The sequence below is a fragment of the Branchiibius cervicis genome, assembly GCF_042661605.1.
GTDB classification, from domain to species: Bacteria; Actinomycetota; Actinomycetes; order Actinomycetales; family Dermatophilaceae; genus Branchiibius; species Branchiibius cervicis.
Window position 1 is genome coordinate 3,172,934 of sequence record NZ_JBHSWJ010000002.1, and the last position, 24,266, is coordinate 3,197,199.

22 protein-coding genes and 3 pseudogenes are annotated in these 24,266 nt (G+C 67.0%); 10 read left to right on the forward strand and 15 right to left on the reverse strand.

The window, feature by feature from the left end; genetic code table 11:
- Window positions 1-96 precede the first annotated feature (96 nt).
- The 7 genes and pseudogenes from ACFQBT_RS16425 to ygfZ form a co-directional block, all read right to left on the reverse strand.
- Entirely contained in the window at window positions 97-516 is a 420-nt protein-coding gene (locus tag ACFQBT_RS16425; RefSeq protein WP_377824329.1) for a PIN domain-containing protein, read from the reverse strand.
- Window positions 513-752 carry an AbrB/MazE/SpoVT family DNA-binding domain-containing protein gene (locus ACFQBT_RS16430; protein ID WP_377824331.1) on the reverse strand — a complete coding sequence of 80 codons (240 nt, stop codon included), beginning with the start codon at window positions 750-752 and terminating at the stop codon, window positions 513-515. Before ACFQBT_RS16430 ends, ACFQBT_RS16425 begins: the two co-directional genes overlap by 4 nt.
- 35 nt (window positions 753-787) lie before the next feature.
- A complete protein-coding gene (manA, locus tag ACFQBT_RS16435) occupies window positions 788-1,885 on the reverse strand; it encodes a mannose-6-phosphate isomerase, class I (protein WP_377825533.1) in 1,098 nt (365 codons plus the stop codon).
- A gap of 19 nt (window positions 1,886-1,904) precedes the next feature.
- A complete protein-coding gene (locus ACFQBT_RS16440) occupies window positions 1,905-2,951 on the reverse strand; it encodes a zinc-dependent alcohol dehydrogenase family protein (protein ID WP_377824333.1) in 1,047 nt (348 codons plus the stop codon).
- A 120-nt stretch (window positions 2,952-3,071) separates the two neighbouring features.
- Window positions 3,072-3,398, reverse strand: a complete 327-nt coding sequence (locus tag ACFQBT_RS16445; RefSeq protein ID WP_377824335.1) for a DUF2516 family protein — start codon at window positions 3,396-3,398, stop codon at window positions 3,072-3,074.
- A gap of 20 nt (window positions 3,399-3,418) precedes the next feature.
- Window positions 3,419-4,386, reverse strand: a pseudogene (locus ACFQBT_RS16450) (asparaginase).
- A 10-nt stretch (window positions 4,387-4,396) separates the two neighbouring features.
- Window positions 4,397-5,446 (reverse strand): CAF17-like 4Fe-4S cluster assembly/insertion protein YgfZ, encoded by a 1,050-nt coding sequence (ygfZ, locus tag ACFQBT_RS16455; RefSeq protein ID WP_377824337.1) that lies wholly within the window; start codon window positions 5,444-5,446, stop codon window positions 4,397-4,399.
- 79 nt (window positions 5,447-5,525) lie between these two features.
- Between ygfZ and ACFQBT_RS16460 the strand changes: the two genes are divergently transcribed.
- Window positions 5,526-6,554 (forward strand): LCP family protein, encoded by a 1,029-nt coding sequence (locus tag ACFQBT_RS16460; RefSeq protein WP_377824339.1) that lies wholly within the window; start codon window positions 5,526-5,528, stop codon window positions 6,552-6,554.
- The gene (locus tag ACFQBT_RS16465; protein WP_377824340.1) at window positions 6,554-7,051 is read left to right on the forward strand and encodes a heme-binding beta-barrel domain-containing protein; all 498 of its coding nucleotides are present in this window, start codon (window positions 6,554-6,556) and stop codon (window positions 7,049-7,051) included. The genes ACFQBT_RS16460 and ACFQBT_RS16465 overlap by 1 nt, the downstream gene beginning before the upstream one ends.
- 3 nt (window positions 7,052-7,054) lie before the next feature.
- On the opposite strand, the gene ACFQBT_RS16470 is transcribed toward ACFQBT_RS16465, so the two are convergent.
- Window positions 7,055-7,819 carry a hypothetical protein gene (locus ACFQBT_RS16470; protein ID WP_377824342.1) on the reverse strand — a complete coding sequence of 255 codons (765 nt, stop codon included), beginning with the start codon at window positions 7,817-7,819 and terminating at the stop codon, window positions 7,055-7,057.
- A 303-nt stretch (window positions 7,820-8,122) separates the two neighbouring features.
- The gene (locus ACFQBT_RS16475; RefSeq protein WP_377824344.1) at window positions 8,123-8,377 is read right to left on the reverse strand and encodes a MoaD/ThiS family protein; all 255 of its coding nucleotides are present in this window, start codon (window positions 8,375-8,377) and stop codon (window positions 8,123-8,125) included.
- A gap of 175 nt (window positions 8,378-8,552) precedes the next feature.
- Here ACFQBT_RS16475 and ACFQBT_RS16480 point away from each other — a divergent pair.
- Window positions 8,553-9,252 (forward strand): annotated as a pseudogene (locus tag ACFQBT_RS16480) (response regulator transcription factor).
- Window positions 9,253-9,256: 4 nt separating this feature from the next.
- On the opposite strand, the gene ACFQBT_RS16485 reads toward ACFQBT_RS16480, so the two are convergent.
- A complete protein-coding gene (locus tag ACFQBT_RS16485; protein ID WP_377824345.1) occupies window positions 9,257-9,640 on the reverse strand; it encodes a DUF805 domain-containing protein in 384 nt (127 codons plus the stop codon).
- A 39-nt stretch (window positions 9,641-9,679) separates the two neighbouring features.
- Here ACFQBT_RS16485 and mshD point away from each other — a divergent pair, with 39 nt between their 5' ends.
- From mshD to pstB, 7 genes are all read left to right on the forward strand, one after another.
- Complete coding sequence (gene mshD / locus ACFQBT_RS16490) at window positions 9,680-10,555, forward strand: mycothiol synthase (RefSeq protein ID WP_377824347.1); 876 nt, start codon at window positions 9,680-9,682, stop codon at window positions 10,553-10,555.
- Between the two features lie 32 nt (window positions 10,556-10,587).
- Window positions 10,588-12,819 (forward strand): RNA degradosome polyphosphate kinase, encoded by a 2,232-nt coding sequence (locus tag ACFQBT_RS16495; protein ID WP_377824348.1) that lies wholly within the window; start codon window positions 10,588-10,590, stop codon window positions 12,817-12,819.
- The gene (locus ACFQBT_RS16500; protein ID WP_377824349.1) at window positions 12,816-13,790 is read left to right on the forward strand and encodes an NUDIX hydrolase; all 975 of its coding nucleotides are present in this window, start codon (window positions 12,816-12,818) and stop codon (window positions 13,788-13,790) included. The genes ACFQBT_RS16495 and ACFQBT_RS16500 overlap by 4 nt, the downstream gene beginning before the upstream one ends.
- Before the next feature lie 211 nt (window positions 13,791-14,001).
- Window positions 14,002-15,120, forward strand: a complete 1,119-nt coding sequence (gene pstS, locus ACFQBT_RS16505; RefSeq protein WP_377824351.1) for a phosphate ABC transporter substrate-binding protein PstS — start codon at window positions 14,002-14,004, stop codon at window positions 15,118-15,120.
- 103 nt (window positions 15,121-15,223) lie between these two features.
- Window positions 15,224-16,231: a phosphate ABC transporter permease subunit PstC gene (gene pstC, locus ACFQBT_RS16510; protein WP_377824353.1), complete on the forward strand. Its 1,008-nt coding sequence runs from the start codon at window positions 15,224-15,226 to the stop codon at window positions 16,229-16,231.
- Window positions 16,232-16,276: 45 nt separating this feature from the next.
- On the forward strand, window positions 16,277-17,197 hold the full coding sequence (gene pstA / locus ACFQBT_RS16515) for a phosphate ABC transporter permease PstA (protein ID WP_377824354.1): 921 nt from the start codon (window positions 16,277-16,279) through the stop codon (window positions 17,195-17,197).
- A gap of 12 nt (window positions 17,198-17,209) precedes the next feature.
- Window positions 17,210-17,986, forward strand: coding sequence for a phosphate ABC transporter ATP-binding protein PstB (gene pstB / locus ACFQBT_RS16520; protein ID WP_377824356.1), 777 nt, complete (start codon window positions 17,210-17,212; stop codon window positions 17,984-17,986).
- A 69-nt stretch (window positions 17,987-18,055) separates the two neighbouring features.
- Here pstB and ACFQBT_RS16525 read toward each other — a convergent pair whose 3' ends face one another.
- From ACFQBT_RS16525 to ACFQBT_RS16545, 5 genes and pseudogenes are all read right to left on the reverse strand, one after another.
- The gene (locus ACFQBT_RS16525; protein WP_377824358.1) at window positions 18,056-19,318 is read right to left on the reverse strand and encodes a transporter substrate-binding domain-containing protein; all 1,263 of its coding nucleotides are present in this window, start codon (window positions 19,316-19,318) and stop codon (window positions 18,056-18,058) included.
- A 317-nt stretch (window positions 19,319-19,635) separates the two neighbouring features.
- Window positions 19,636-19,917 (reverse strand): hypothetical protein, encoded by a 282-nt coding sequence (locus tag ACFQBT_RS16530; protein ID WP_377824360.1) that lies wholly within the window; start codon window positions 19,915-19,917, stop codon window positions 19,636-19,638.
- A 213-nt stretch (window positions 19,918-20,130) separates the two neighbouring features.
- Entirely contained in the window at window positions 20,131-20,766 is a 636-nt protein-coding gene (locus ACFQBT_RS16535; protein WP_377824361.1) for a hypothetical protein, read from the reverse strand.
- A gap of 4 nt (window positions 20,767-20,770) precedes the next feature.
- Window positions 20,771-23,316: pseudogene (locus ACFQBT_RS16540) on the reverse strand (DEAD/DEAH box helicase).
- A gap of 56 nt (window positions 23,317-23,372) precedes the next feature.
- Entirely contained in the window at window positions 23,373-24,257 is an 885-nt protein-coding gene (locus ACFQBT_RS16545; protein ID WP_377824363.1) for a LysR family transcriptional regulator, read from the reverse strand.
- Window positions 24,258-24,266 lie beyond the last annotated feature (9 nt).

Genomic DNA, 24,266 nt, shown 5'->3' on the forward strand with positions numbered 1-24,266 from the left:
TGCCCCGCTCACGATTCTGGAGCGATTCACGATGTGCAGGACGAATCCAGGCGAAACGACCTGCAGAACCTCGATCGCTCCAGAAAGAGCGCCCGGCTATCCGGGTAGCAGGACGGTGTCGACGCCGAGCGCGTCGTACGTCGCCCTGGCCCGTGCGTCCCGGGTGGCGAGGGGCAGTCCACTCTCGCGGGCGGCTAGGGCGACCAACCCGTCGTACGTCGATCCTCCGCTCAAGCCTGCGCTCGCCAAGGTGCGGTGAAGCTCAACCGCAACCCCCGCTTCCAGCACCGACGGCGCTCCGAAGTTGTCGTCGATCAAGGTCGCGGCGTCACTGGGGAGCACGCGGGCGTCGCCGGGCAGACGGGTGATGACGGCGTACGTTTCGGGTAGTGCGTGCCCGCTGAGCACAAGACTCTTACCGTCGGCCCACCTCGTGACCGATGCGTGTGCGGTATGCGCTGAGATCAGCAGCGGGACAGCCACGCTGGTGTCGATGGCATAGACCGGCCGGGTCACCTTCGGCCCGCGTCGATCACGGCGAACATGTCATCATCGGAGACCGGGGTTTCACTCACCGCGACCAGGCGACCGCTCTCCTCGCGCACGAGTCTCGCCGTCCGTCCGCCCGGCGTGATCTGAGCACCCGCGCCATAGACAGAGACATCGACCTTGGAACCGGGGGTCAAACCGAGGGATTCACGCACGGCTTTGGGCAGGAGAAGCCGGCCCGCTGCATCAATAGTGACCTCCATGGGAGCACCCTACCAATTCACTCCCATTTACGGCCTCAGCCGGTGGCAGCGACGAACAGTGTGCCGGTGCCCTCGACGGTGACTTCCTCACCGGGAGCCAGGAACGCGCCATCACCGCTGGCCAGTTCGAGACTGGTTCCGCCCGAGCTGATGGTCGACGAATCCAGCAGTGACAGAACGATTCGCGGACCGGCCCCGGGGATGGGGGTCGGCTCGGAACCCGACCCCACGGCGTACAGGTGGAAGTAGTCGGTGTCTGAGCCGTAATCGCGCACCCGACCCACTGGCTCACGGCGGCGCACCGGCTCCGAGCGTGGGCGCACGATGCGCAACAACTCCGGAATGTTGATGGCCTTGGAGGTCAGCCCGGCCCGGATCACGTTGTCGGAGTTGGCCATGACCTCGACGGCGATCCCCTTCTGGTAGGCGTGCAGACAGCCGGCGGGCACGAAAACGTAGTCACCCGGGGCGGCCGTCAGGTAGGTCATGGTCAACAGCACCACGAGCCCGATGTCGCCCGGGAAGTCCTGCGCCACGCGACGCACAGCGGCAAAAGCCGGGTCGTCGTCGCGGTCGGAGATGGCGCCGAGCACACTGCGCACCAATGAGTTCCGGACCTGCAGATCCAGTGTCAGCAGCGCCTCGAGGAGCGCCACCGCGGGCTCGTCCTGACCGCTGGACCACTCGACGATCGCGGATAGTTCGGGCACGTCGAGACCGGGCAACAAAGTCACGATCTCGTCATAGTCGCGCATCCCGGCGAACGCTTCGAACGGGGTGATGGCGACGAACGCTTCCGGCTTCGGCCAGTTGTCGACGTAGGTCCCGGGCGGCGCGTCCAGTGCCTGCTCACGACTCGGATGGCATTGGATCGAAAGGGATTTCGTCGGCGCCAGCACCTTGAGCAACAAAGGGAACCGGCCGTTGAACAGCCGCACGGCATCCGCGCCGACGAGCGCCTCCGGGTTGGCTTCGTAGAGCACCGCCAGGTCCGTATCCCCATCGGGAGCCGGTACGCCGCTCGGTGCCGCCTCGTGGGCGCCGAACCACAGTTCGGCCTCGGGTTGATCCCCCGGCGCACGGCCGGTCAAGCGCGGCAGCGCGTCGTACGAACCCCAGTCGTACCGCTGGATCCGAGGATCAACCGGAACATCAGCCGACCTCGAGAAGGGCCTTGATCGCGCGGCGCTCGTCCATGGCGGCGTACGCCTCGGCCACCTCCGACAACGGCAACGTCAGATCGAAGACCTTGCCGGGATCGATCCGACCGGAGGTGACCAATTCGATCAGGTCCGGCAGGTAACGGCGCACCGGCGCAACGCCACCGGCGATGCCCACGTTGGTGCCGAACATCCGGCCGATCGGCAACTCCACCCCGTGCGGGACGCCGACGTAGCCGACGGTCGCACCCGGGCGGGCGATGGTGATGGCGGTGTTCATCGACTGGCCGGTGCCGACACACTCCAGGACGGCATCGGCACCGACGCCGTCCGTCAGGTCGCGGACCGCGGCCTCGCCCTCCTCGCCGCGGGAGGCCACGATGTCGGTGGCACCGAAGTCCATTGCCAGTTTGGTGCGCTCGGCGTTGCGGGACATCACGATGATGCGTCCGGCTCCCTTGGCCGCCGCCGCGATGACACCGCACAACCCGACCGCACCGTCACCGACGACGGCTACCGTGTCGCCCTCGCTGACACCGGCCGACGTGGCAGCGTGCCAGCCGGTGCCCATCACGTCCGAGAGCGTGAGCAGGGACGATTCGAGGGCGGCGTCGTGCTCACCGGCGACGACCAACGTCCCGTCGGCCAACGGCACCCGGACGAACTCACCCTGGCCACCGTCGACGGGTCGGCCGTCGGCATCCTTTCGGCCCCACACGCCACCGTGGTCACACACGGACTGAAAGCCGGAGCGGCACGGCGGACAGGTGTTGTCGGAGAAGGTGAACGGCGCGATCACGAAGTCGCCGGGTCGCACCGTGCTGACGTCGGAGCCCACCTCTTCGACGACACCGATGAATTCGTGGCCGAACGGCATCGGCCTCTTGATCGGGCTGTCACCGCGGTAATACCAGAGGTCGGAGCCGCACACGCACGCCTTGATCACCCGGACAATGGCGTCCTGCGACGTGGCAAGATGCGGGTCGGGAACCTCTTCGAGGCGGACGTCGCCGGGGGCATGCAACACAGTCGCTTTCACAGCAGCGACTCTAGTTGGAGGAAGGCATCACCAGCCGCCGTACCCTCTGCGCCCGGTGAACCTCACTCGTCCTACGCCGCCGACTCGCTGCGCTCGCCGACAACTCCGTCCTCGCTCAGCTCACCAGCCGCCGTAAGGCCCGCGGCCACCCTTCGCGTTGTCCTTGCCCAACACCTGCCGCAACGCCGGGCGTACGTCGACCAGGAAGACGATCGCCGCCGCAGCGGCCAGCAATTCGAAGATGTTCAACGGCGACCGCAACGACAGCAGCCCGATCAGCACCGCCACGCCGGTGATCGCGGACCACGCGATCTTGGTCAGCTTCCCCGCCGCCGGGTAGGCGTCCGTGCGGTAGCGCAGCGCTTCGACGAACGCGAACACCTGCAGCGCCAGCACCGCAGCGCCGAGAATGAGGGCGACGTACCCCTGGACGATGTCGAGGCTCACGACACCAGCCTAAGCGGACATCAGATCCCGACAACCCGTATGGCGCCCACGGGCTGACCGTGTCCGAGCACCGGGACGTCGGACAACGTGTCCAGGACGTCGGCCCGGACCCCGACCGAGGACAGCAACGCAGCCATGATCGCCGGGCGGGCGCGCTGAGCGCCGTCCGCGACCTTGAGGGCCAGACCTCGCCCGTCCGCCAGCCCCACGGCGTACACCGCCTCGGCCCCGTCCTTGGCGATCAGCCCGTCGACGCCGCGGATCAGTTCGGTCACGTCGCGGCGGGTGCCGCCCAGATACTCCGGGTAGGAACGGATGGCGTCGCGGACCGCGGCCGCCGGGCCGGAAGCAGACGCGGCGATCGACCCGAACGCCCGCGCCAACCCCGCCAGCGAAATCGCCATCACCGGCGCCCCACAGCCGTCGATTCCGGTTGCCGCGACCGGTTCACCCGCCAGCGACTCCAGCGACGACGCTGTGAGCACCTGAAGCGGGTGCTGCGGTGAGCGGTACGTCGAGGATCCCAACCCGCCGCCACGCACGCCGCCAGCATCGAGGCGTGTTTGCCGGAGCAGTTCTGCGCCAGGGAGGTCGGTCCGCGCCCGGCCTCGATCCAGGCGCGGCGGGCCAGATCGTCGTACGGGTAATCCGGGGTGTTCTGCAGGTCGTCCTCGGCGAGTCCGGCAGCGGCCAGGATGGAGCGCACGCCGTCGAGGTGGAAGTCCTCCCCTGAGTGGCTGGCGGCTGCGAGCGCCAGCAGCGGACCCGAGGCGTCGAGCCCGGCTTCGAGCATCGCGATCGCTTGCATCGGTTTGTTGGACGATCGCGGGAAGCACGGCGCGGTGACCTCGCCGATCGCGCGTTCCACCGAGCCGTCGGGGTTTGTCACGACAGCGACCCCGTGATGCACCGACTCCACGAATCCGCTGCGTTCGACGACGGCCAGGACGGGGGCGGCAGCGAGCGCGGCCTGCGAAGCAGAGATCACAGCCAGCAGGTTACGGTGCGACGATCACGGTCTGCGCGGCGCTGGTCGGCCCCGCGAACAGGGTCACATCGGTCGGCGTCGAGCGCTTCACGACCGCAAGCGCGATCGGTCCGTCCACGGCGTGCCGCGCAACCGAGGTCAGCGAACCCACCGGCCGGCCGCCTTCCTCGGTGACCAGCGGGGTCCCCGGCTCCGGCAGCACGTGCCCGGACCCGTCCAGGTGCAGGAAGACCAGCCGCCGCGGCGGGCGGCCCAGGTTGTGCACGCGGGCGATCGTCTCCTGGCCGCGGTAGCAGCCCTTGTGCAGATGAACCGCGGTGCGCAACCAGTCCAACTCGTGCGGGATGGTCCGGTGATCGGTCTCCCGGCCGAGCCGTGGCTGCCAGGCCGCCACCCGCATCGCCTCGTGCGCCCAAAGGCCCGCAAGCGGACGGTCACCGGCCTCTGCCCGTACGGCGTCCCGCGGCACGATCAGTTCCCGCCACGCCCAGCCGGTGCCGGGATGCTCCGCTACTTCGGAGTATGACGCGGTGTCCGGCCCCAGCGCCGGCCATGGATCGCGCCACGCGATGACGCCGCGATCGCTCAACTCCGCCGGCAGGGACTCAGCGCTGATCGGTTCGCCCAGCACGGCGTACTCGCTGCTGACATCGGCGACCTCGACGCGCAGCATGAACCGCATCGAGTCCAGCCAGGCGACCAGGGCGGGCGCAGTGCCGGGCTCGACCGTGATCCACAGGGTCGAACCGTCGTCGACCAGGTGCAGATCGTGCTCGACGTGCCCCTTGGGGCTGAGCACCAGGTCCTGGACGGAGGTGTGCGCCGGTAGGTCCTTGATCTGCTGGGTGGTCATCGAGTCCAGCCATTTGAGCCGGTCCGGGCCGGTGATCTGCACGACACCGCGATGCGACAGGTCGACCACCGCCAAGCCGTCCTCGAGCAGGCGCTGCTCCCGCACCGGGTCGCCGTAATGCGCCGCGACACCCTCATCGGTCCCGGTGCCTTCGACGGCACCGGGCGTGTCGAGCAGGACGGAGCGCGGGAGCGGCGGAACGGTCATATCCAGGCAACCTGCAGCAGGCGGCGGGCATTCCGCCGATAATGCGGAGACGCACGTTTGCCCGACCTAGAATGGCGCCATGACCGCCGACACAGATGTCGACACTGCGGAGGCGCAATCTGGGGCCAAGAGGCGCAAACCGGTGAGCAAGCTGAAGGTTGCCCTGTTGTCACTGGCCTCCATCCTGACGGTACTGGTCCTGGTCGGCGGCGGTTTCGCGCTGTACCTCAACCATCTCCTGGATGCCAACGTCAAACACGGAGCGATGTTGCCCGTCGGCTCCCAGCCGGCCAAGAACCCCGGCGCCGGCGACGCGCAGAACATCCTGCTGCTGGGGTCGGACTCCCGCGATCAGGAGATCGGCGCCGGATCCCGCTCCGACGTCATTCAACTGATGCACATCGACAACGACCGCTCGCGGATCGACATCATCCACTTCCCGCGCGACATGTACGTCGACATCCCCGGGCACGGCAAGAACAAGATCAATGCGGCCTACTCCTACGGCGGTGCGCCGCTGCTGGTCCAGACGATGCAGAGCATGCTGAACCTGCGTATCGACCACGTCGCGCAGATCGACTTCCAGGGTTTCGCCGATCTCACCGACACCCTCGGCGGCGTCCGTCTCTACGTCCCTCAAGGATTCGACGAACCCGGTTTCGGCACCTGGACCAAGGGCTGGCACGACATGAACGGCGAACAGGCTCTGGGCTTCGTGCGCGAGCGTCACCAACTGGCCCAGGGCGACCTGGACCGCGGTCGCAACCAGCAAGCCTGGATCCAAGCGGTCCTGGCCAAGACCCTGTCCGCCGGCACCTTGCTGAATCCGGTCACCCTGTCCACCGCCATCGACGACGTCACCCGGTACACCACGGTCGACGAATCGTTCGATTCCTCCACGATCCGCTCCCTGGCGCTCAGTCTGCGCAACATCCGCGGCGAGGATCTGCACTTCAAGACCGCGCCCATCAGCGGTTTCGAGAACATCGGCGGCCAGGACGTCGACATCGTCGACACCCAACTGCTGGCCCAATTGGGCAAGGCGCTGGCCACCGACCAAATGTCCACCTACACCGAGGGCACGAACGTGCCGAATGCTGGTGACTGATGCCCTTCGAACTCGACCTGGATCTGCCCCGTGAACTCGCACCCCTGGCGTGGTTGATCGGCCGTTGGGAGGGCGCGGGCGTCCTGGGCTACCCCACGATCGAATCAGCAAACTTCGGCCAGGAGATCGAGTGCTTCCACGACGGACGACCGTTCCTTGAATGGCATTCGCACACGTGGCTGCTGGATGACGCCGGCGAGAAGGTCAAGCCGTTGGCCACCGAACTCGGGTTCTGGCGGCCGTTGCCGGACGGCGAGGTCGAATTCCTGCTCGCCCATCCGATGGGCATCGTCGAGATGTACTACGGCAAGACCGAGACCGCGAAGGTGCAGCTACAGACCGACGGTGTCCTGCGCAGTCCGCACGCCAAGGAGTATTCGGCCGCGACCCGCATGTACGGCTACGTCAACTCCAACCTGCTGTGGGTGATGGAGATGGCGGCCGTCGGTCAATCGATGCACAGTCACGTCTCCGCCGAACTCAAGCGGGTGGGCTGAGCCTCAGCGGTTCAGCCACCAGGTGGCCGCGTAGGCGATCACCCCGCCGCTGAGGGCGATCGCCACACCGACGGCGACGTGCGCGGCCCGGTCCCGGACCGCGGCCGTCAACAACACCCGGCGTACGGCGTGGGCCAGCCCCGCGGCCAGCATCCCGACCAGCAGGAGCCGGTTCCACGCCAGGCCGGTGCCGCCGGCGATGATCACCCCGCCGATGCCGCCGACCACCATCGCGACCGGCACCGCCCACTCCAGATCCAGCGACGTACGCTGCACGGCCAAGCGGGTCAGGACACTGGCGACGACCCCGATCGTCACCGTCCAGGCCACGGGTACGGCGTGCGGCCGCGCCGCCGCGAACGGCGCCAGACCGCCGCAGGCGAGGACTGCGAACGCCAGCGCACAACTGGCCAGCGAGCCGACGACGTCCGCGCGACCGTCCGTGCGCAACAACTGGACCAGGAAGGCGATCACCAGGCTGCCGGCCAGGGCCAGCGCCAACCAGTGCGGGTGACCGCCCGCGTCCGAACCGATCCCGCACGCCGCGATCAGCACCGCACCGATCGCAACGACCTGCCGGATCCCCCACCGCGTGGGGCTCAGCGCCAGCCACCCGAGCGCGAGGAGCAGACCGAGCACGAGTACGCCGATCCCCACCCACACCGGGCCCGCAGGAGTCAGTGCCGCGAGCAGGACCGCACCCACCGTCGCAGCGGCTGCCGACACCGCCGACAGCGGCGTCTCGGCGACGGCTTCCTCGGTGCTCACCCGCTCATCCTTGCAAACCCCACCTCGGACCCGTCCGGCACAGCGGCGGCAATCGGCAATCCAGCGGAGCTATGAGATCCAAAAACTCCGCTGGATTGCAGATAACCGCTGAATCACCCGCCGGCAAATACCCTGGCCGCCGGGCAAGACCCCTCCTCCTACGCCGCCGACTCCGCTGCGCTCCGCCGACAACTCCGTCGTCCGGCCCTCACCCGCCGGCAAATACCCTGGCCGCCGGGCAAGACCCCTCCTCCTACGCCGCCGACTCCGCTGCGCTCCGCCGACAACTCCGTCGTCCGGCCCTCACCCGCCGGCAAATGGCGGCAGGACCTCCAGCACCTGACCTCCCGACACCGGCGTGTCCAGATCGCCGACGCGGACCCCGTCCAGCAGCAGGCTGCAGCGCGGTAGCACCGTGACCAGCGCCGGGTGCCGCGCGGAGGCGTCGGTGACGATGTCGCGGACGCTCGAGGCGTCGTACACCTCGCAGTGGGTACCGGCCGCCTCCTGGGCCGCCGCCCAGAACCGAACCGTCAGCTCCTGCACCGTGTCCGACATCCGGTCACCTTTCGTTCAACGTTCATCTACTTAGCTCTCTGCGTTTGTGCAGGTGGGGGCCAGTTCGAGGGGTTCCGAATCCCGCCGGCGACCACCGATGCGACGGTGTGGCAGATGTCACGGCTCTGCGCGAAGTCCCCTCTTACCGTGCCATGACGTCGTATTGTTTCAGGCCATGGCACGGCTGTTGATGCTCACGGAGGCGCGAGGCTCTAGCGTCGAAGTCCTGCCTGCCCTCGGACTGCTCGGCCACCGTGTCCGGATTCTGCCCCCGAGCCCCAGGCCCTCATCGACCCGCCCGAATGCGATGTCGTCCTGCTGGATGCCCGTCGCGACCTGGCCGGCGCTCGCGGTTTGTGCCGGTTGCTGCGCAGTACCGGCACCTCCGCCCCCTGCTGGCCGTCTTCACCGAGGGCGGCCTGGCCGCGCTGACGCACGAATGGCAGATCGACGACGTCCTGCTGGACTCCGCCGGCCCGGCCGAAGTCGAGGCCCGCATCCGCCTGGCGTTGACCCGCTCGGCACCGGAGGAGCAGGAGCAGGGCGGCCCGATCACCGCCGGCGACCTGGTCATCGACGAGGACGCCTACTCCGCGCGCATCCGGGGCCGGTCCCTAGATCTGACCTACAAAGAGTTCGAACTCATCAAGCACCTCGCACAGCACCCGGGGCGGGTCTTCACCCGCGCCCAGTTGCTGCAGGAGGTCTGGGGATACGACTACTTCGGCGGCACCCGGACCGTCGATGTGCACATCCGCCGGCTGCGGGCCAAGCTCGGGATCGAGCACGAGTCGCTCATCGGCACCGTGCGCAACGTGGGATACCGCTTCGTCGGCGTGCAGGAGCTGCGCGCCGCGGAGTCGACCACCGCCTGATCGCTCAGGCGGCGACCGCCGGCTCGGGACCAGGTCCGTACTGGTTCGGGCCCTGACTCTCGCCCACCCAGAAGATGATCAGGACGATTGTTCCGATCAGCGGGATGAAGTGCAGCCACATCCACCAGCCGCTGCGTCCCACGTCGTGGAGGCGACGCACACCAACGGTGATCATCGGGATGATCAACAACAACGCGATGATCCCCAGGACCAGCATGATGATCGCCCCGGGGAACGTGGTGTCATCGAAGGCGCTGCGGGCCGCGCTCAACACCACATCGACGATGAACCACAGCAGCACGAACCACCAGAATTCGGCCTTACCGGCACGACCGGCCATCCGGAAGTACTTGCTGAAGACGGTACGAATGGCCTGGGTGAATGACATGACCGCAGTATGTCGGGTGTCCCGTGATGGAATCGGGAGATGCCGATCAACGCTGACACCGTGTCCGCCATCCGCGCTCTGGCCGACCGCGCGGCAGGTGCCGACTCGGTAGCCCCCTTCTCGGAGGCGACCCGCCTGGCGTTGCCCGACGCCGAACCCGACCCGGCACCCGCCGGTACGCCGATCGCCCACCTGACCTTCGACCCCACCGAGCAGCTGCTTGCCGCCGGGATCGTGCTCCAGGACGGCAGCGCAGAGCTGGTCGTCGACCCGGAGCACCGCCGCAAAGGTCTCGGCACCGAGCTGCTGGCGCGCATTCTGGATCAGCGTCCCGACGCTCACGTCTGGGCGCACGGGGACCTGCCCGGCTCCGAGGCGCTGGCTACCGGTGCCGGGATACGCCGGATCAGGACCCTGCTTAAGCTGGCCCGACCCGTGGACGCTTCGCCGGAGATCACCGATCCGCAGCCGCCGCAGGGTTTTGCGCTGACCACCTTCGACATGGAGCGCGACGCCGGGGACTGGTTGGCCCTCAACAAGACCGCGTTCGACTACCACCCCGAGCAGGGCCGGATGACGATGGCCGACCTGGAGCAACGGGTTGCCGAGCCCTGGTTCGATCCCAGCGGTCTACTGCTGCTGCGCGACCGCGACGGCCGATTGGCCGCGTCCCACTGGACCAAGATCGACCCCGCCGACCCCGACGAGGGGGAGGTCTACGTGGTGGCTGTCGACCCGGCGTACCAGGGCCACGGGCTGGGCCGGTTCATCACCGCTGCGGGCTTGAACCACCTGCAAGACAGGGGTGTTCACCGCATCACGCTCTACGTGGAGGGTGACAACGACGCCGCACTGGCGACCTATCGCGGGCTCGGTTTCACGCCCGCGGCGGTCGATGGGCAATACGCCCGCTGACAGCGCCCGAAGCGCCTGACACGATAGGCATCATGTCGAGCGAACCGTCTGCCAGCGAAGCGTCCCTGACCCGGCTCTCGCAGCGGGCGCAGCATCGTGCGCGCGGCGCCAACGGCCGGTTCATCCGGGTTGCTACGCCGGTCGTGCACCCCGGTGACACCGGTCTGCCGGACGACCGGTTCCTTGACCGGGAGATCTCCTGGCTGCAATTCAACGAGCGGGTGCTGCAACTGGCCCAGGACCCGGCAGTTCCCCTGCTGGAGCGTGCGCGGTTCCTCGCGATCTTCGCCAGCAACCTGGATGAGTTCTTCATGGTCCGCGTCGCCGGCTTGAAGCGCCGGATCGCCACCGGACTGGCCGTCCGGTCGGCCTCCGGTCTCGAACCGCGCGAAGTCCTCGACGAGATCTCCCGGGCCGCCCATCAGTTGATGGACGCGCACGCCGGTGTCTTCCAGGTGCACATCCGCCCGGCACTGGCCGATGAAGGCGTACGGATCCTGCGGCCGGACGAACTCACCGAGACCGACCGCGAACATCTGGCCACGCTGTTCCGCCAACAGATCTACCCGGTCCTCACGCCCCTGGCGGTCGACCCCGCCCACCCGTTCCCCTACATCTCCGGCCTGTCCCTGAACCTCGCGGTCATCCTGATCAACCCCAAGACCGAGAGGGAGCACTTCGCCCGGGTCAAGGTTCCGCCGCTCCTGCCCCGGCTCTTGCGCCTGCCGACCGCCGACGGCGACGACGACCTGTACGACGCGCGTTTCGTCACCCTCGAGGACGTCATCGCCGAACACCTGCAGTTCCTCTTTCCCGGGATGGAGGTGCGCGAGCACTTCACCTTCCGGGTGACCCGCAACGAGGATCTGGAGGTCGAGGAGGACGACGCCGAGAACCTCCTGACGGCGCTGGAGAAGGAGTTGACCCGTCGCCGCTTCGGTCCGCCGGTCCGCCTGGAGGTCGCCGACGACATCGACGACCACGTGCTCGACCTGCTGGTGCGGGAGCTGGCCGTCAACGAGGGCGAGGTCTACCGGTTGCCCGAGCCGTTGGATCTGACCGGCCTCAACGTGGTGGCCGACCTCGACCGCAGCGAGTTGCGCTGGCCGCCGTTCGTCGCAATGACCCACCCCGACCTTGCCCCGGTCGAGCGGTCCAGCCAGCCCGACGTTCTGGCCGCCATCCGGCGCGGCGACGTGCTGCTGCACCACCCGTACGACTCGTTCTCCACCTCGGTGCAGGCCTTCCTCGAGCAAGCGGCGGCCGATCCGCAGGTGCTGGCCATCAAACAGACGCTCTACCGCACCAGCGGTGATTCCCCGATCATCGATGCCCTCATCGACGCCGCCGACGCCGGCAAACAGGTCCTGGCCGTCGTCGAGATCAAAGCCCGCTTCGATGAGGAGAACAACATCGTCTGGGCCCGCAAACTGGAACGGGCCGGCGTCCACGTCGTCTACGGGATCGTGGGACTGAAGACCCACGCGAAGCTGTCGATGGTGGTGCGCCAGGAGGGCGACACGCTGCGGCGCTATTGCCACGTCGGCACCGGCAACTACAACCCGAAAACCGCACGTCTCTACGAGGATCTGGGTCTGCTGACCTGCGACCCCGAGGTCGGTGAGGACCTGTCGCGCCTCTTCAACCAGTTGTCCGGGATGGCCCCGCGCAGCAAGTTCAAGCGGTTGCTGGTCGCTCCCCGCTCGATGCGCAACGGCCTGATCGAGCAGGTGGACCGCGTGATCGCGGCCAAGCACGAGGGCAAGGAGGTGCGCATCCAGTTCAAGATCAACTCGTTGGTCGACGAGCAGATCATCGATGCGCTCTACCGCGCCTCGCAGGCCGGGGTGCCGGTCGACATCTTCGTCCGGGGCATTTGCGCGATCCGCCCCGGCGTGGATGGGCTGTCCGAAACCATCCGGGTGCGCTCGATTCTCGGGCGTTTCCTCGAGCACTCCCGGATCTTCCGGTTCGCGGTGGAGGGCGAACAGGACGTCACCTACATCGGCAGTGCAGACATGATGCACCGCAACCTGGACCGCCGCGTCGAGGCCCTGGTGCGGATCACGTCGCCGCGCCACCTGACCGAGTTGGCCGGACTGATCAACACCGGCATGTCGGCGAGCACCTCCTCCTGGCACCTGGGCGGCGACGGCCTCTGGGAGCGTCACCACCTCTCGGCGGACGGTCGCCCGCTCAACGACCTGCAGGCCGGGCTGATCGAGGAGTACAGCAAGCGCCGCCGCCGGGCCCGTCGCCGGTGACCGCGCTGAGCGACCGCCCCCGCATCGTCGCCGCCGCGGGCACGCTGCTGTGGCGCCGGGTCGACCACTCCGCCGGCATCGAAGTGGCCCTGGTGCATCGGGAGCGGTACGACGACTGGTCGTGGCCCAAGGGCAAACTCGACCCCGGTGAGGGCTGGGTGGACGCCGCCGCCCGGGAAACCCGCGAGGAGACCGGGCTGCGCCCTCGGCTCGGGATGCCGCTGCCCAAGGCGGTGTATTCGATGCCCCGCGGCGGGGTCAAGGAGGTCCGCTATTGGGCCGCGCAGCCCGTGGCCGGTAAAGGGCGCCTGACCCACGAAGTGGACGAGGTGGCCTGGTTGACCCCGCGCGCCGCCCGCGAGCGCCTCACCTACGAACGGGACGCCCGTCAGTTGCACGCACTGTTGGAAGCCGACGGACGAGGTGAGCTGGACACCTGGCCCTTCGTCGTCGTACGCCACGGGGAGTCGGTCGGGCGAAAGCACTGGGACGGCGCCGACCGCGACCGCCCCCTGGACGGGGAGGGGCGCGATCAGGCCCAGCGGCTGATCGGGGTGTTGTCGGCGTACGCCGTGCCCCGGGTGATCAGCTCACCCGCCAAACGCTGCATGAGCACGGTGCGCCCGTTCGCCGGCAGCCAACACCTGATTGTCGAACGGCGAAAGCGCTTGTCGGAGGAAGGTTTCGAAGCCCACCCCGAGCGCGCCGCGGACCTGACCGAGGACCTGCTGGACCGGGGCACCACGGTCGCACTGTGCACGCACCGTCCGGTGTTGCCCGCGATTCTCGACATCCTCGCCGATCGGGCGCGAGCGGATTCGACAGCGCAACGCACGGTGCGGGAGCTGGCCACCGATGTGGCCGCTGATGCCATGGACAAGGGCGAGGCGCTGATCTGCCACATCGCCGGCAGGGGCGAGGGAGCCACAGTGGTCGCTGTCGAGCGCAACCGTCCGCTCCACAGCTCTTGACGAATCCTTGACCCTCCGTTCAACGAGACCTCACTCACAGTCCGCCTGGCTGACATCAAGGTGACGCGAGTCATTCATTTCTCGTTCACCTTTCGCACCGGATCTGGTCACCCGCGCTCCCTACCGTCAGGTCACGACGCCGGGCTGCTCTGCGCCTGGCGCCGGCAGCGCACGGTCGACACGCCCGTGCCGACCTAGAGAGGTAACTGACTTGAAGATCACCCGCATCGGTCGCGCCGGGAGCGTGGCCGTCGTCGCCGCCCTGTCCCTGGCCGCCTGTGGCAGTGCGAGCAACAATGACGCGACGAACACCGCGACCGGCGGCTCCACGGGGACCGGCACCGGCAGCGACAGCTGCTTCACCGGCACCCTGAAGGGCGAAGGCTCGACCGCACAGGGCAATGCCATGGACCAGGCCATCGCCGGGTTCGGCCAGAAGTGCTCCGGCGCGAAGGTTTCCTACAACGGCACCGGGTCCGGTGCCGGGGTCACCTCCTTCATCGCCAAGAACGTCGACTTCGCCGGCTCCGACTCCGCGTTGAACGCCGACAAGGGCGAGCCGGACAAGGCGAAGGCCGCCTGTGGCTCCGAGGCCTGGAACATCCCGATGGTCACCGGCCCGATCGCGGTCGCCTTCAACGTCAAGGGCGTCGACAAGCTGAACCTGACCGCCAGCACGATCGCCAAGATCTTCAGCGGCGCGATCACCAAGTGGAACGACCCGGAGATCGCCAAGGAGAACTCCGGGGTCAGCCTGCCGGACACCGCGATCAGCGTGTTCTTCCGCTCGGACTCCTCCGGCACCACGGACAACTTCACCAAGTACCTGAACACCGCCGCCAAGGCTGAGTGGCCGACCGAGCACTCCAAGTCCTGGACCGGCAAGGTCGGTCAGGGTAAGGCCAAGAGCTCCGGCGTCAGCCAGGCCGTCGCCTCGACCGACGGCGGCATCGGCTACGTGGAGTGGTCCTACGCGATCACCAACAACCTGAAGATGGCTGCTGTCGACAACGGCTCCGGCCCGGTCGAACTGACCGCTGACTCTGCGGGCAAGGCCGTCGGCGCGGCCACCGTCGCCGGCAGTGGCAACGACCTGAAGCTGAAGCTGGACTACGCCACCAAGGAGGCCGGGGCCTACCCGATCATCCTGGTCACCTACGAGATCGTCTGCTCCAAGTACCCCAACGCCGACACCGGCAAGGCGGTCAAGTCGTTCCTGACCTACATGGCCAGCAACGACTTCCAGAGCACTCTGACCAAGATCGGTTCCGCCCCGCTGCCGACCGATATCCAGAGCAAGGTCCAGACCGCGGTCGCCGCGATCTCCTGATCCACCCACGGCGGGCCCGCGGGGTGCAAAACTGGCACCTTGCGGGCCCGCTGCCCCAAGTGCGACGCACTTGATCCACCGCCCTGGAGAGAGTTCTTTCCTGATGAGTTCGATCACTGGCCGTTCGGTCGTCGATGAGAGTCCTGAACCCGGTGGGCGCTCGCCCCTGGAGGGCGATAACGCCTCGACCGGCCGACTCGGCGACAAGGTCTTCACCTTCCTGACCACCGGTGCCGGTATGACCGTGATCGTGCTGGTCATCCTGATCGCCGTCTTCCTGATCTACCAGGCCGTTCCGGCCCTGCGCCACAACTCCGCCAACTTCCTGACCTCCACCGAGTGGGATGTCGCGGACATGAAGTTCGGCATCGTCCAACTGCTGTGGACGACGGTGGCGACGTCCGTGGTCGCCCTTGTGATCGCCGTACCTTTCTCGGTGGCCATCGCCTTGTTCCTCACCCACTACGCGCCCCCGTGGTTGGCCAAGCCCGGAGCGGTGCTGATCGACCTGCTCGCCGCCGTACCATCGATCGTCTACGGCCTGTGGGGTCTGTACGTCGTGTCCGGCCATTGGGAGCCCATCCAGAACTGGATCTCCGATGTCCTGGGGTGGATTCCCTTGTTCGCACCGGTCCCGGGCATCTCCGGAGGTACCACGATCTTCCTGGTCGGGATCGTGTTGGCGATCATGATCCTGCCGATCATCACGGCCGTATCCCGGGAAGTCTTCGCCCAGACACCACCCACCCACATCGAGGGTGCGCTCGCGCTGGGGGCCACCAAGTGGGAGATGATCCGCACCGCGGTGCTGCCCTTCGGTAAGCCGGGCGTGATCAGTGCTTCGATGCTCGGTCTGGGCCGAGCCCTCGGTGAGACCATCGCCGTGCTGATGATCCTGTCGTCGTTGCCGCAGGGCGCGAAGTGGATCGCCTCGCTCTTCAACGGCGGCGACACCTTCGCCTCGATCATCGCCAAGAACCAGTCCGAGTTCGACACGCCGCTGCACACCGGCGCCTACATCGCCGCCGGTCTGGTCTTGTTCATCCTGACCTTCCTGGTGAATGCCGCCGCCCGCGTCGTCATCGAGCGCCGGAAGGCGTTCAGCGAATGAGCAGCATCACCAATCACCTGAGCGCTGATGAGTAAGGACGAACCCGTGGCTGCCATCTCTTCCGAGGCCGTGCGCCCCCGACCCACCTCAGGCCTCGGTCCCAAGTCGAATTCCCGGGCGATTCGCAACAATCTGGCGACCGTCATGATCTGGGGGGCGTTCATCCTGGCCCTGATCCCGCTGGTCTGGATTTTGTGGACGGTGTTGTCCCGCGGCCTCAGCGTCATCCTCAGCCCCACGTGGTGGCTCAAGGACCAGTCCGGTGCCGGCGCACCTGCCTTCGACCACAACGTGCGCGGCGCCCGGCACGCCATTGTCGGAACCCTCGAGATCTCGCTCATCACGGCGGTGATCGCCATCCCGATCGCGGTGATGACGGCCGTCTACCTGGTCGAATACGGCCGCGGCCGGCTGGCCCGTGCGGTCAGCTTCATGGTCGACATTCTGTCCGGTGTGCCCTCGGTGGTCGCGGCGCTGTTCCTCTACGCGGTGTGGGTGACGACCTTCGGGATCGCCTTGATCCCGGTCGTCGCGTCCCTTGCCCTGGTGCTGCTGATGATCCCCGTGGTGACCCGCTCCACCGAAGAGATGCTCAAGCTGGTGCCCAACGAGTTGCGCGAGGCGTCCTACGCCCTGGGCGTACCGAAGTGGAAGACGATCACCCGCATCGTCTTGCCGACGTCCTTGTCGGGCATCATCACCGGATCGCTGCTCGGCCTCGCCCGGGTCATGGGTGAGACGGCACCCTTGCTGATCCTCGCGGCGTACACGCAATACCTGAACCAGAACCCGTTCACCGGGTCGATGGCGTCACTGCCCACCTTCATCTACCAGCAGGCCGGCAGTATCTCGGTGCCGATCGCGGCGGACCGCGTGTGGGGTGCCGCCTGCACGCTGATCCTGTTGGTGCTCGCGATCAACCTGCTGGGCCGCTTCGTCGGCCGCTTCGCCAAAGTCAAGAACTAAAAGGAACCTGCCATGGCAAAACGCATTGACGTCAAGGATCTGAACGTCTACTACGGCGACTTCAAGGCGGTCGAAGGCGTCACGATGACTATCGAACCGCGCTCGGTCACCGCCTTCATCGGCCCCTCCGGTTGCGGCAAATCGACCTTCTTGCGCACTTTGAACCGCATGCACGAAGTCATCCCGGGCGCGCACGTCGAGGGTTCGGTCATGCTGGACGACCAGGACCTGTACGCCTCCGGGGTGGATCCGGTCGGCGTACGTCGCACGGTCGGCATGGTCTTCCAGCGCCCCAACCCCTTCCCCACCATGTCCATCAAGGACAACGTCACCGCCGGTCTGCGACTGAACGGGGTCAAGGACAAGAAGCAGCTCGCCGAGGCGACCGAGGAGTCCCTCAAAGGTGCCGGCCTGTGGGATGAGGTCAAGGACCGGCTCGACAAACCGGGCGCGGGTCTGTCCGGTGGGCAGCAGCAACGGCTGTGCATCGCCCGGGCCATCGCGGTGCAGCCCCAGGTGCTGCTGATGGACGAGCCGTGCTCGGCGCTTGACCCGATCTCGACGTTGACCATCGAGGATCTGATCACCAAGCTCAAGGACGATTTCACCATCGTGATCGTGACGCACAACATGCAGCAGGCGTCGCGTGTGTCGGACAAGACGGCGTTCTTCAACCTCGCGGCCACCGGCAAGCCGGGCAAGCTCATCGAGATGGACGACACGCAGACCATCTTCAACAACCCGACGGAGAAGGCGACCGAGGACTACATCTCCGGACGGTTCGGATAGGCCGTCGCGGTCGCACCCGACCCGCCCTGACGCACCCCGGAACCGTTCACGCATACCGGGGCGCGGCGATCAGTTGGACGTGCCCTGGCTGTCGCCGGTCCCGAACCAGCGCTGTTTGATGACGGTGTAGGTGCCGTCTTCGCGCATGCTCAACAGCGCCTCGTCGATCGCCCCCCGCAGATCGCTGCCGTCCTTGAGAGCGAAGCCGAGGTCCTCGTCGTTGAACACCGTGCCGACGACTGCGACAGAACTGGCGTATTTGGTGGCGGTCAGGTACTGCATCACCGGCGCATCACCGACACCCGCATCGGCACCGCCCTGGCGCAGTCGTGCGAACATGTCATCGATCGAGGGCACCAGCGTCGTCTGTATCCCGTTGCGATGTAGGTAGGCGGCGGACGTGGTTCCTTCGACAGCCAACACCTTTTTGCCGTACAGGTCTGATGGACTGTTGATGCTGGAGCTCAATTGCTCGACGGTCAGGGACGCCGTCAGGTTCGCGGTGAAGAACGCGACGAACGCCACTCCCACGAACGACCAGAGCAATTTGAGCATTCGCGACATCCAGTGCCGTGGAGAACCTTCGTCGGCAGCGATCAAGCCACCGACTGACTCCCCGAACGCTTGCACGATTCCCGGGAAATACCTCCGCGAGATCGGTGAGTCAGCGTGGCGTCGCTCGATCAACCAGACGACATGGGCGGGGATCAGGGACAAGAGCGCGGCCGACAACAACCACAACAGCATGGTGCGCGAGGCAAGCATGTCCAGGAACCTGCGAAGGACGGGAGTACTACTGGACTTCATCGAGGTGGTGGGTACAGCAATCTGCAAGCCGGCGTCCAGGATCGGCTGACTGAAGTCGTACTTCTGCCGCCGCTCTGCGGTGATCGAGATGGCGCCGACACCGACCTCGGCGCTCCCGTTCGAGAGATCCTGCAATTGCTGACCGACCGTGTCCACGTTGACCCACTTTGTCGTCCAGTGTTCGCGGCTGGCGATCTCGTTCCACAGATCGGTACTGAACCCGGTGCGACTGGATCCGGTGCCGACTACGAACGGCTCGATCTCATGAGTGACGACCGTGACCTGACGGGGAGCCGCCTCGGAGCGGGCGCCACCTATAGGGCCCAGGAGCGCCCACACAACCAGAAGAAAACAGGTCACTCCCAAGGACAGGATGCGTCGCACAGAATCCCCCACGATGAAGCTAGTTGAAATCCCGGCGCCGTCCTCGGGGTGTTTGCCCGGCGCGTCGATGAATTCTGTCTTTCGCGGTGACGCGGCCAGGATCGTGGGATGTAACCATTTCTGCTTCTCCGTGTGGGTCAATTCTTTTCGGCAGACACACGGACAGCGGTCGTTTCTCCACGCGGGATGCAGCAAAGGAGGCGCGATGATCGAGCCGCAGCGGAGGTCGACGCATGTCCCGGGTCGTCTGGGAAAAGGGACATTACGCTACGACACGTATCGTCGCCTCGATATCAAAGAAGCCACGCCAAGGCGCTCAAAAGAAGAAGAGTGAGAACAGACTTCAACTGCGGGATAGCGATAAAAAGTCGGTGACTGTGCGCGTCTGCGCATGTTTTCGATCATCGAGCGCGGACACAGGACGCACGGACCGAAACCGCTACGAACACCGTGGCCAGCTACGGGAGCCGCAGGTCATCCACCTTCTTGGTGTCCGTCGCGGCGACGTGCACCTTGCCCTTACCGTCGCAATCCGTCCGGTGCTCGCGGGCGTCCTCGCGGGCCTTCTCACGGGAGCGTCGGGCCCGACCCCGCCAGTCGCAACTCGTGCAGTATCCGAAGGTGAAGTTGCCGACGTCCTGCGTCGGCGGGTCATCCTTCGCCTTCCCCTTCAGCGGCAGTTCGACCACGGTGTAGTCGCTGCCGCCCTTCGTCCCCTTGTGCTTGCTCCCCTTGGCCACAGCAGCATCATCCCCCCGCCGATCGGACCGGCACCAGGTGGGTCAGGTGACCCACACCACGTACACGCAGACCCGCCCGTTGGGAACATCCGGCCGGCGACAGCGGTTAGGGTGAGTGTGCGTCGGGCCGCGGCAGCCCCGGGTCCCAACATAAGCCGCTACGAGCGGCCTCGCGCCGTGAGGCGCTCCCGGCCCGACGCACTACTTCTCTTATCAGTTCAGACGACCGCCACGCCAGGCCGCTGCGCATCGCGTCAGATCCTGCGCCGTGGACAACAGCGCCGCCGCACTGCGGGTCTGCGCAGTGGCCAGCGGGTCGTCGATTCCGTCGTGATCATCGGCCCGGTGGGCGCGGCCGATCGAGATAACCCGGCAGAACGCCGCCGCTCGCTCCAGCGCGACCGCAAGATCACCGTCGAAGACTCCGGTCAGGATGGAGTCGCTCAACGCCACCATCGAGGCGGGGTCGGGCGGTTCGGAGGCTCCGGCGACGGCGTGGGACACCGACGCATGTGCCAGACCGGTGCGGTAGTCCGCGGACAATTCCACCGGATTGCGCTGCACCCACTCGCGCAGCACGTACATCCGCCACAGGCACCCCGGCAGACTCACCGCGGGTTGCGCGGACCACAGGGCCGCAACCGTGGACAACCCGAGCTCGTCGACGAGGTGTACCAGGCGCGTCGTCAGGTCCGGATCGTGCTCCGCCCGGCCGGTACCGACCAGTACCGCCGCGGTCTCGTGGGCGACCTCACTGACATCGGCCGGGTCCACGTTGCCGACGAAGGCATCGAAATTGCTCGGCCCCATCGGAGTCGGGCGGCGCGGTCGGCGCTCTTCCTCACTCACCACCTCAGGGTAAATGATCGAATCTGTTGAGACCTTGGACCAGGATGATGGTTTGCCCAGCGTGGTCGGACTCCAGCAGATCGACGTACCCGTCGATGCCCCAGTCCCGGTCCCCCTGCGGGTCGGCGATCACCTGGCGCACCAACCAGGCCTCGGACTGCCGTTCCACCTGCAGGTACGACGAGTTCCTGGCATCCGCGTCGGTCACCATCTCATCGTGCTCGGCGTAGTAGGCCGCGAGGTCCGAACGCCAGGCCTCGGCGTCCATGACCGGCTCGACCGGCGGGTCGGTCAATGCCGGAAGATTGGCCTCCAGCGCGAGGAGACCGTCGACGTCGCGGCGAGCGGCCAGTTCGAGCCGGCGCCACATCGCGTTGCGCACGCCGATCTCGAAGGCTTTCGTCGCGGTGAACCGCCGCGGGGGTGGCGGGGTCCGCCGACCGGCACTCCTTCGACCGACGCGGGATGCAGCAGCGCTTCCCACTCGTCCAGCAGGCTGGAGTCGGTCTGGCGCACCGTTTCGCCGAGCCATTCGATGAGATCGGTCAGTTCCGGAGTCTTGCGAGCATCCGGAACCGTGTCCCGCAAGGTCCGGTAGGCGTCGGACAGGTAGCGCAGGGCAACTCCTTCCGAACGGCCGATCTGATACTGCGCCACGAGATCACCGAAGCTCCAGGCGTTCTCGTACATCTCCCGCACGACGGACTTCGGCGACAGGGCCTCCATCGGCACCCACGGCTGGGCCGACCGGTAGGTCTCGAACGCTGCTTCCAGGAGTTCACCCAGCGGCTGCGGCCAGCTGATCTCCTCCAGCAGTTCCATCCGCTCGTCGTACTCGATGCCGTCGGCTTTCATCTGGCCGATCGCGATGCCGCGGGCCTTGTGCCTCTGCGCCAACAGGATCGGTCGCGGATCCTCCAGGATGGCCTCGATCACGGAGACGACATCGAGCGCGTAGTCCGGCGCGGCCTCGTCCAGCAGATCCAGCGCCGCGAGAGCGAACGGCGCCAGCGGCTGGTTGAGGGCAAAGCTGTCTTGCAGCGCGGTGACCAGCTCGACCTGTCGTCCGTCCGGGCCCGGCGACTCCAGTCGACGTACGACGCCGCTGGCCAGGAGCTCGCGGTAGAGCGCTATCGCCTGCCGCGTGAGCCGCGCTTGGCGACGGGTGTCTTCGTGGTTGTCCCGTAGCAGCTTGCGGATGGCCGTGAACGGATCACCCACCCGCGCGATCAGATTCAGCATCATGGAGTGGTTGATCTGCATCCGGGACTGCAGCGGCTCGGGCTCGGCGGCGACCAGCTTGTCGAAGGTCTCCTCCGACCAGACGATTTCCCCATCGGCCGGTTTGCCCCGTTGGACCTTCTTCAGCTTCTTCGCGTCGTTGCCGGCGCGGGCGACGGCCCGGGCGAATTCGATGACGTGCTCGGGGGCTTGCACGATGACCGTCCCGGAGGTGTCGAATCCGGCTCGTCCCGCACGACCGGCGATCTGGTGGAACTCGCGGGCCTTCAGGATGCGTTGCCGGGATCCGTCGAACTTGGCCAGCCCGGTGAAGACCACCGTTCGGATCGGCACGTTGATCCCGACGCCGAGGGTGTCGGTGCCGCAGATGACCGGCAGCAGACCTTCCTGTGCCAGTTGTTCGACCAGACGCCGGTACTTGGGCAGCATTCCTGCGTGGTGGACGCCGATTCCGTGACGTATCAGTTGATTCAGGGTCTTGCCGAAGCCGGCGTTGAACCGGAAGTCGACGATGCGGGCTGCGATGGCCGCCCGTTGCTCCTTCGTCGCGATCGGTGCCGTGAGCAACGACCGCGCCTGCTCCAGGGCAGCCGCCTGGGTGAAGTGCACGACGTACGCCGGGGCCTGGCCGGTTCTGATCAACTCCGCCAGCAGGTCCGGCAGGGGTTCCACCGACCACGCGTACGACAGTGGCACCGGCCGATCCACACCGGTGATGGTGGCGGTCGGGCGTCCGGTGCGCGCGGTCAGGTCTTCCTCGAACCAGGTGACCTCACCCAGCGTTGCCGACATCAGCAGGAATTGTGCCTGGGGCAACTCCAGCAACGGCACCTGCCACGCCCAGCCACGGTCCGGCTCGGAGTAGAAGTGGAACTCGTCCATGACGACCAAGCCCACGTCTGCCGTCTTCCCCTCGCGCAGAGCGATATTCGCGAGTATCTCGGCGGTGCAGCAGATGATCGGGGCATCGGCGTTGACCGAGGCGTCGCCGGTGATCATTCCCACGTTGTCCGCGCCGAAGATGCCCACCAGGTCGAAGAACTTCTCCGAGACCAGCGCTTTGATCGGTGCGGTGTAGAAGGCAACGCGGTCCGTGGCCAGGGCGATGAAGCACGCAGCCTGCGCGACCAGCGACTTGCCGGAGCCGGTCGGCGTCGCGAGGATCACGTTCGCGCCGCTGAGCAGTTCCAGCACCGCCTCGTCCTGGTGGGGATAGGGCGTCAGACCGCGCTCGCGCACCCAGGCGGTGAACACGGCGTACAGCGCATCGGGATCGGCGGGTGACGGGATCGCGTCGGTGAGGGTCATCGCCACCCATCATCCCTGTGCGCGGGGTGCGACGCCGATCTGGTCCCGGTGCGCGATCAGATACGCGCGCAACCGTTGCGCGGCCGGCGACAGGGCGGTGGGATCGGTGCAAACCAGTGAAATCTCGCGACGATGGACACCGCCCGCGAGCGGGATCTCGACCAGGCCCTCGTGGGTGAGCTCCGCGGGGGCAGCAGGGCTACGCCCAGACCCTGCGCGACCAGCGCGCGCAGCGTCTCGATCTCGCTGCTCTCGAAGATGATCCGGGGGCGGAAGCCCGCCTCCAAACACCATTGATCGGCCAAACGCCGCACGGAGTACGTCGTGGGGCCGGCGATGAACGCCTCGTTCTTGAGTTCCGCGACACGCACGCTGTGTCGCTTCGCCAGCCGATGACCGGTACCGACGTTCAGCTGGAGCTGCTGGTAGCCGAGGCGGACCACGTCCAGGTCGGGCGGCGGCGGGGTGATGATCGCCAGATCCAGCCGGCCGTCGCGCAGTTCTTCGAGCATCGCGGTGCCGTGGCCCTGGTGCAGGATCAGCCGCACCCTGGGCGCCTGGGCGTAGAACCCGGCCAGTAGCGCCGGGGTGCTACGCGGTCCGACGGTGAGCGGGAATCCGAACCGGACCAGACCGGCCTGCGGGTCGGCTTCACCCCGCAACCGGCCGAACTCCCCGTCCAGGGCATCCAGCGCCCGGCTCACTCCCGGCAGGAGGCTGCGCCCCGCAGGGGTGAGCGCGATCCCACGCCCGTGGGGTTGGATCAGCACCTGCCCGAGGGTGCGTTCGAGGGTCTTGATCCGCCGGCTCATGGTGGATTGCGGGATCCCGAGTTCGGCTGCGGCCCGGGTGATGTGCCCGCTTTCAGCAGCGGCTCGGAAGGCCGCCAGCTCGGGCGCCAGAGCCGTCAGCTCGGCACCGGACGAGGCCCTGTGATCCATTTTCTGATC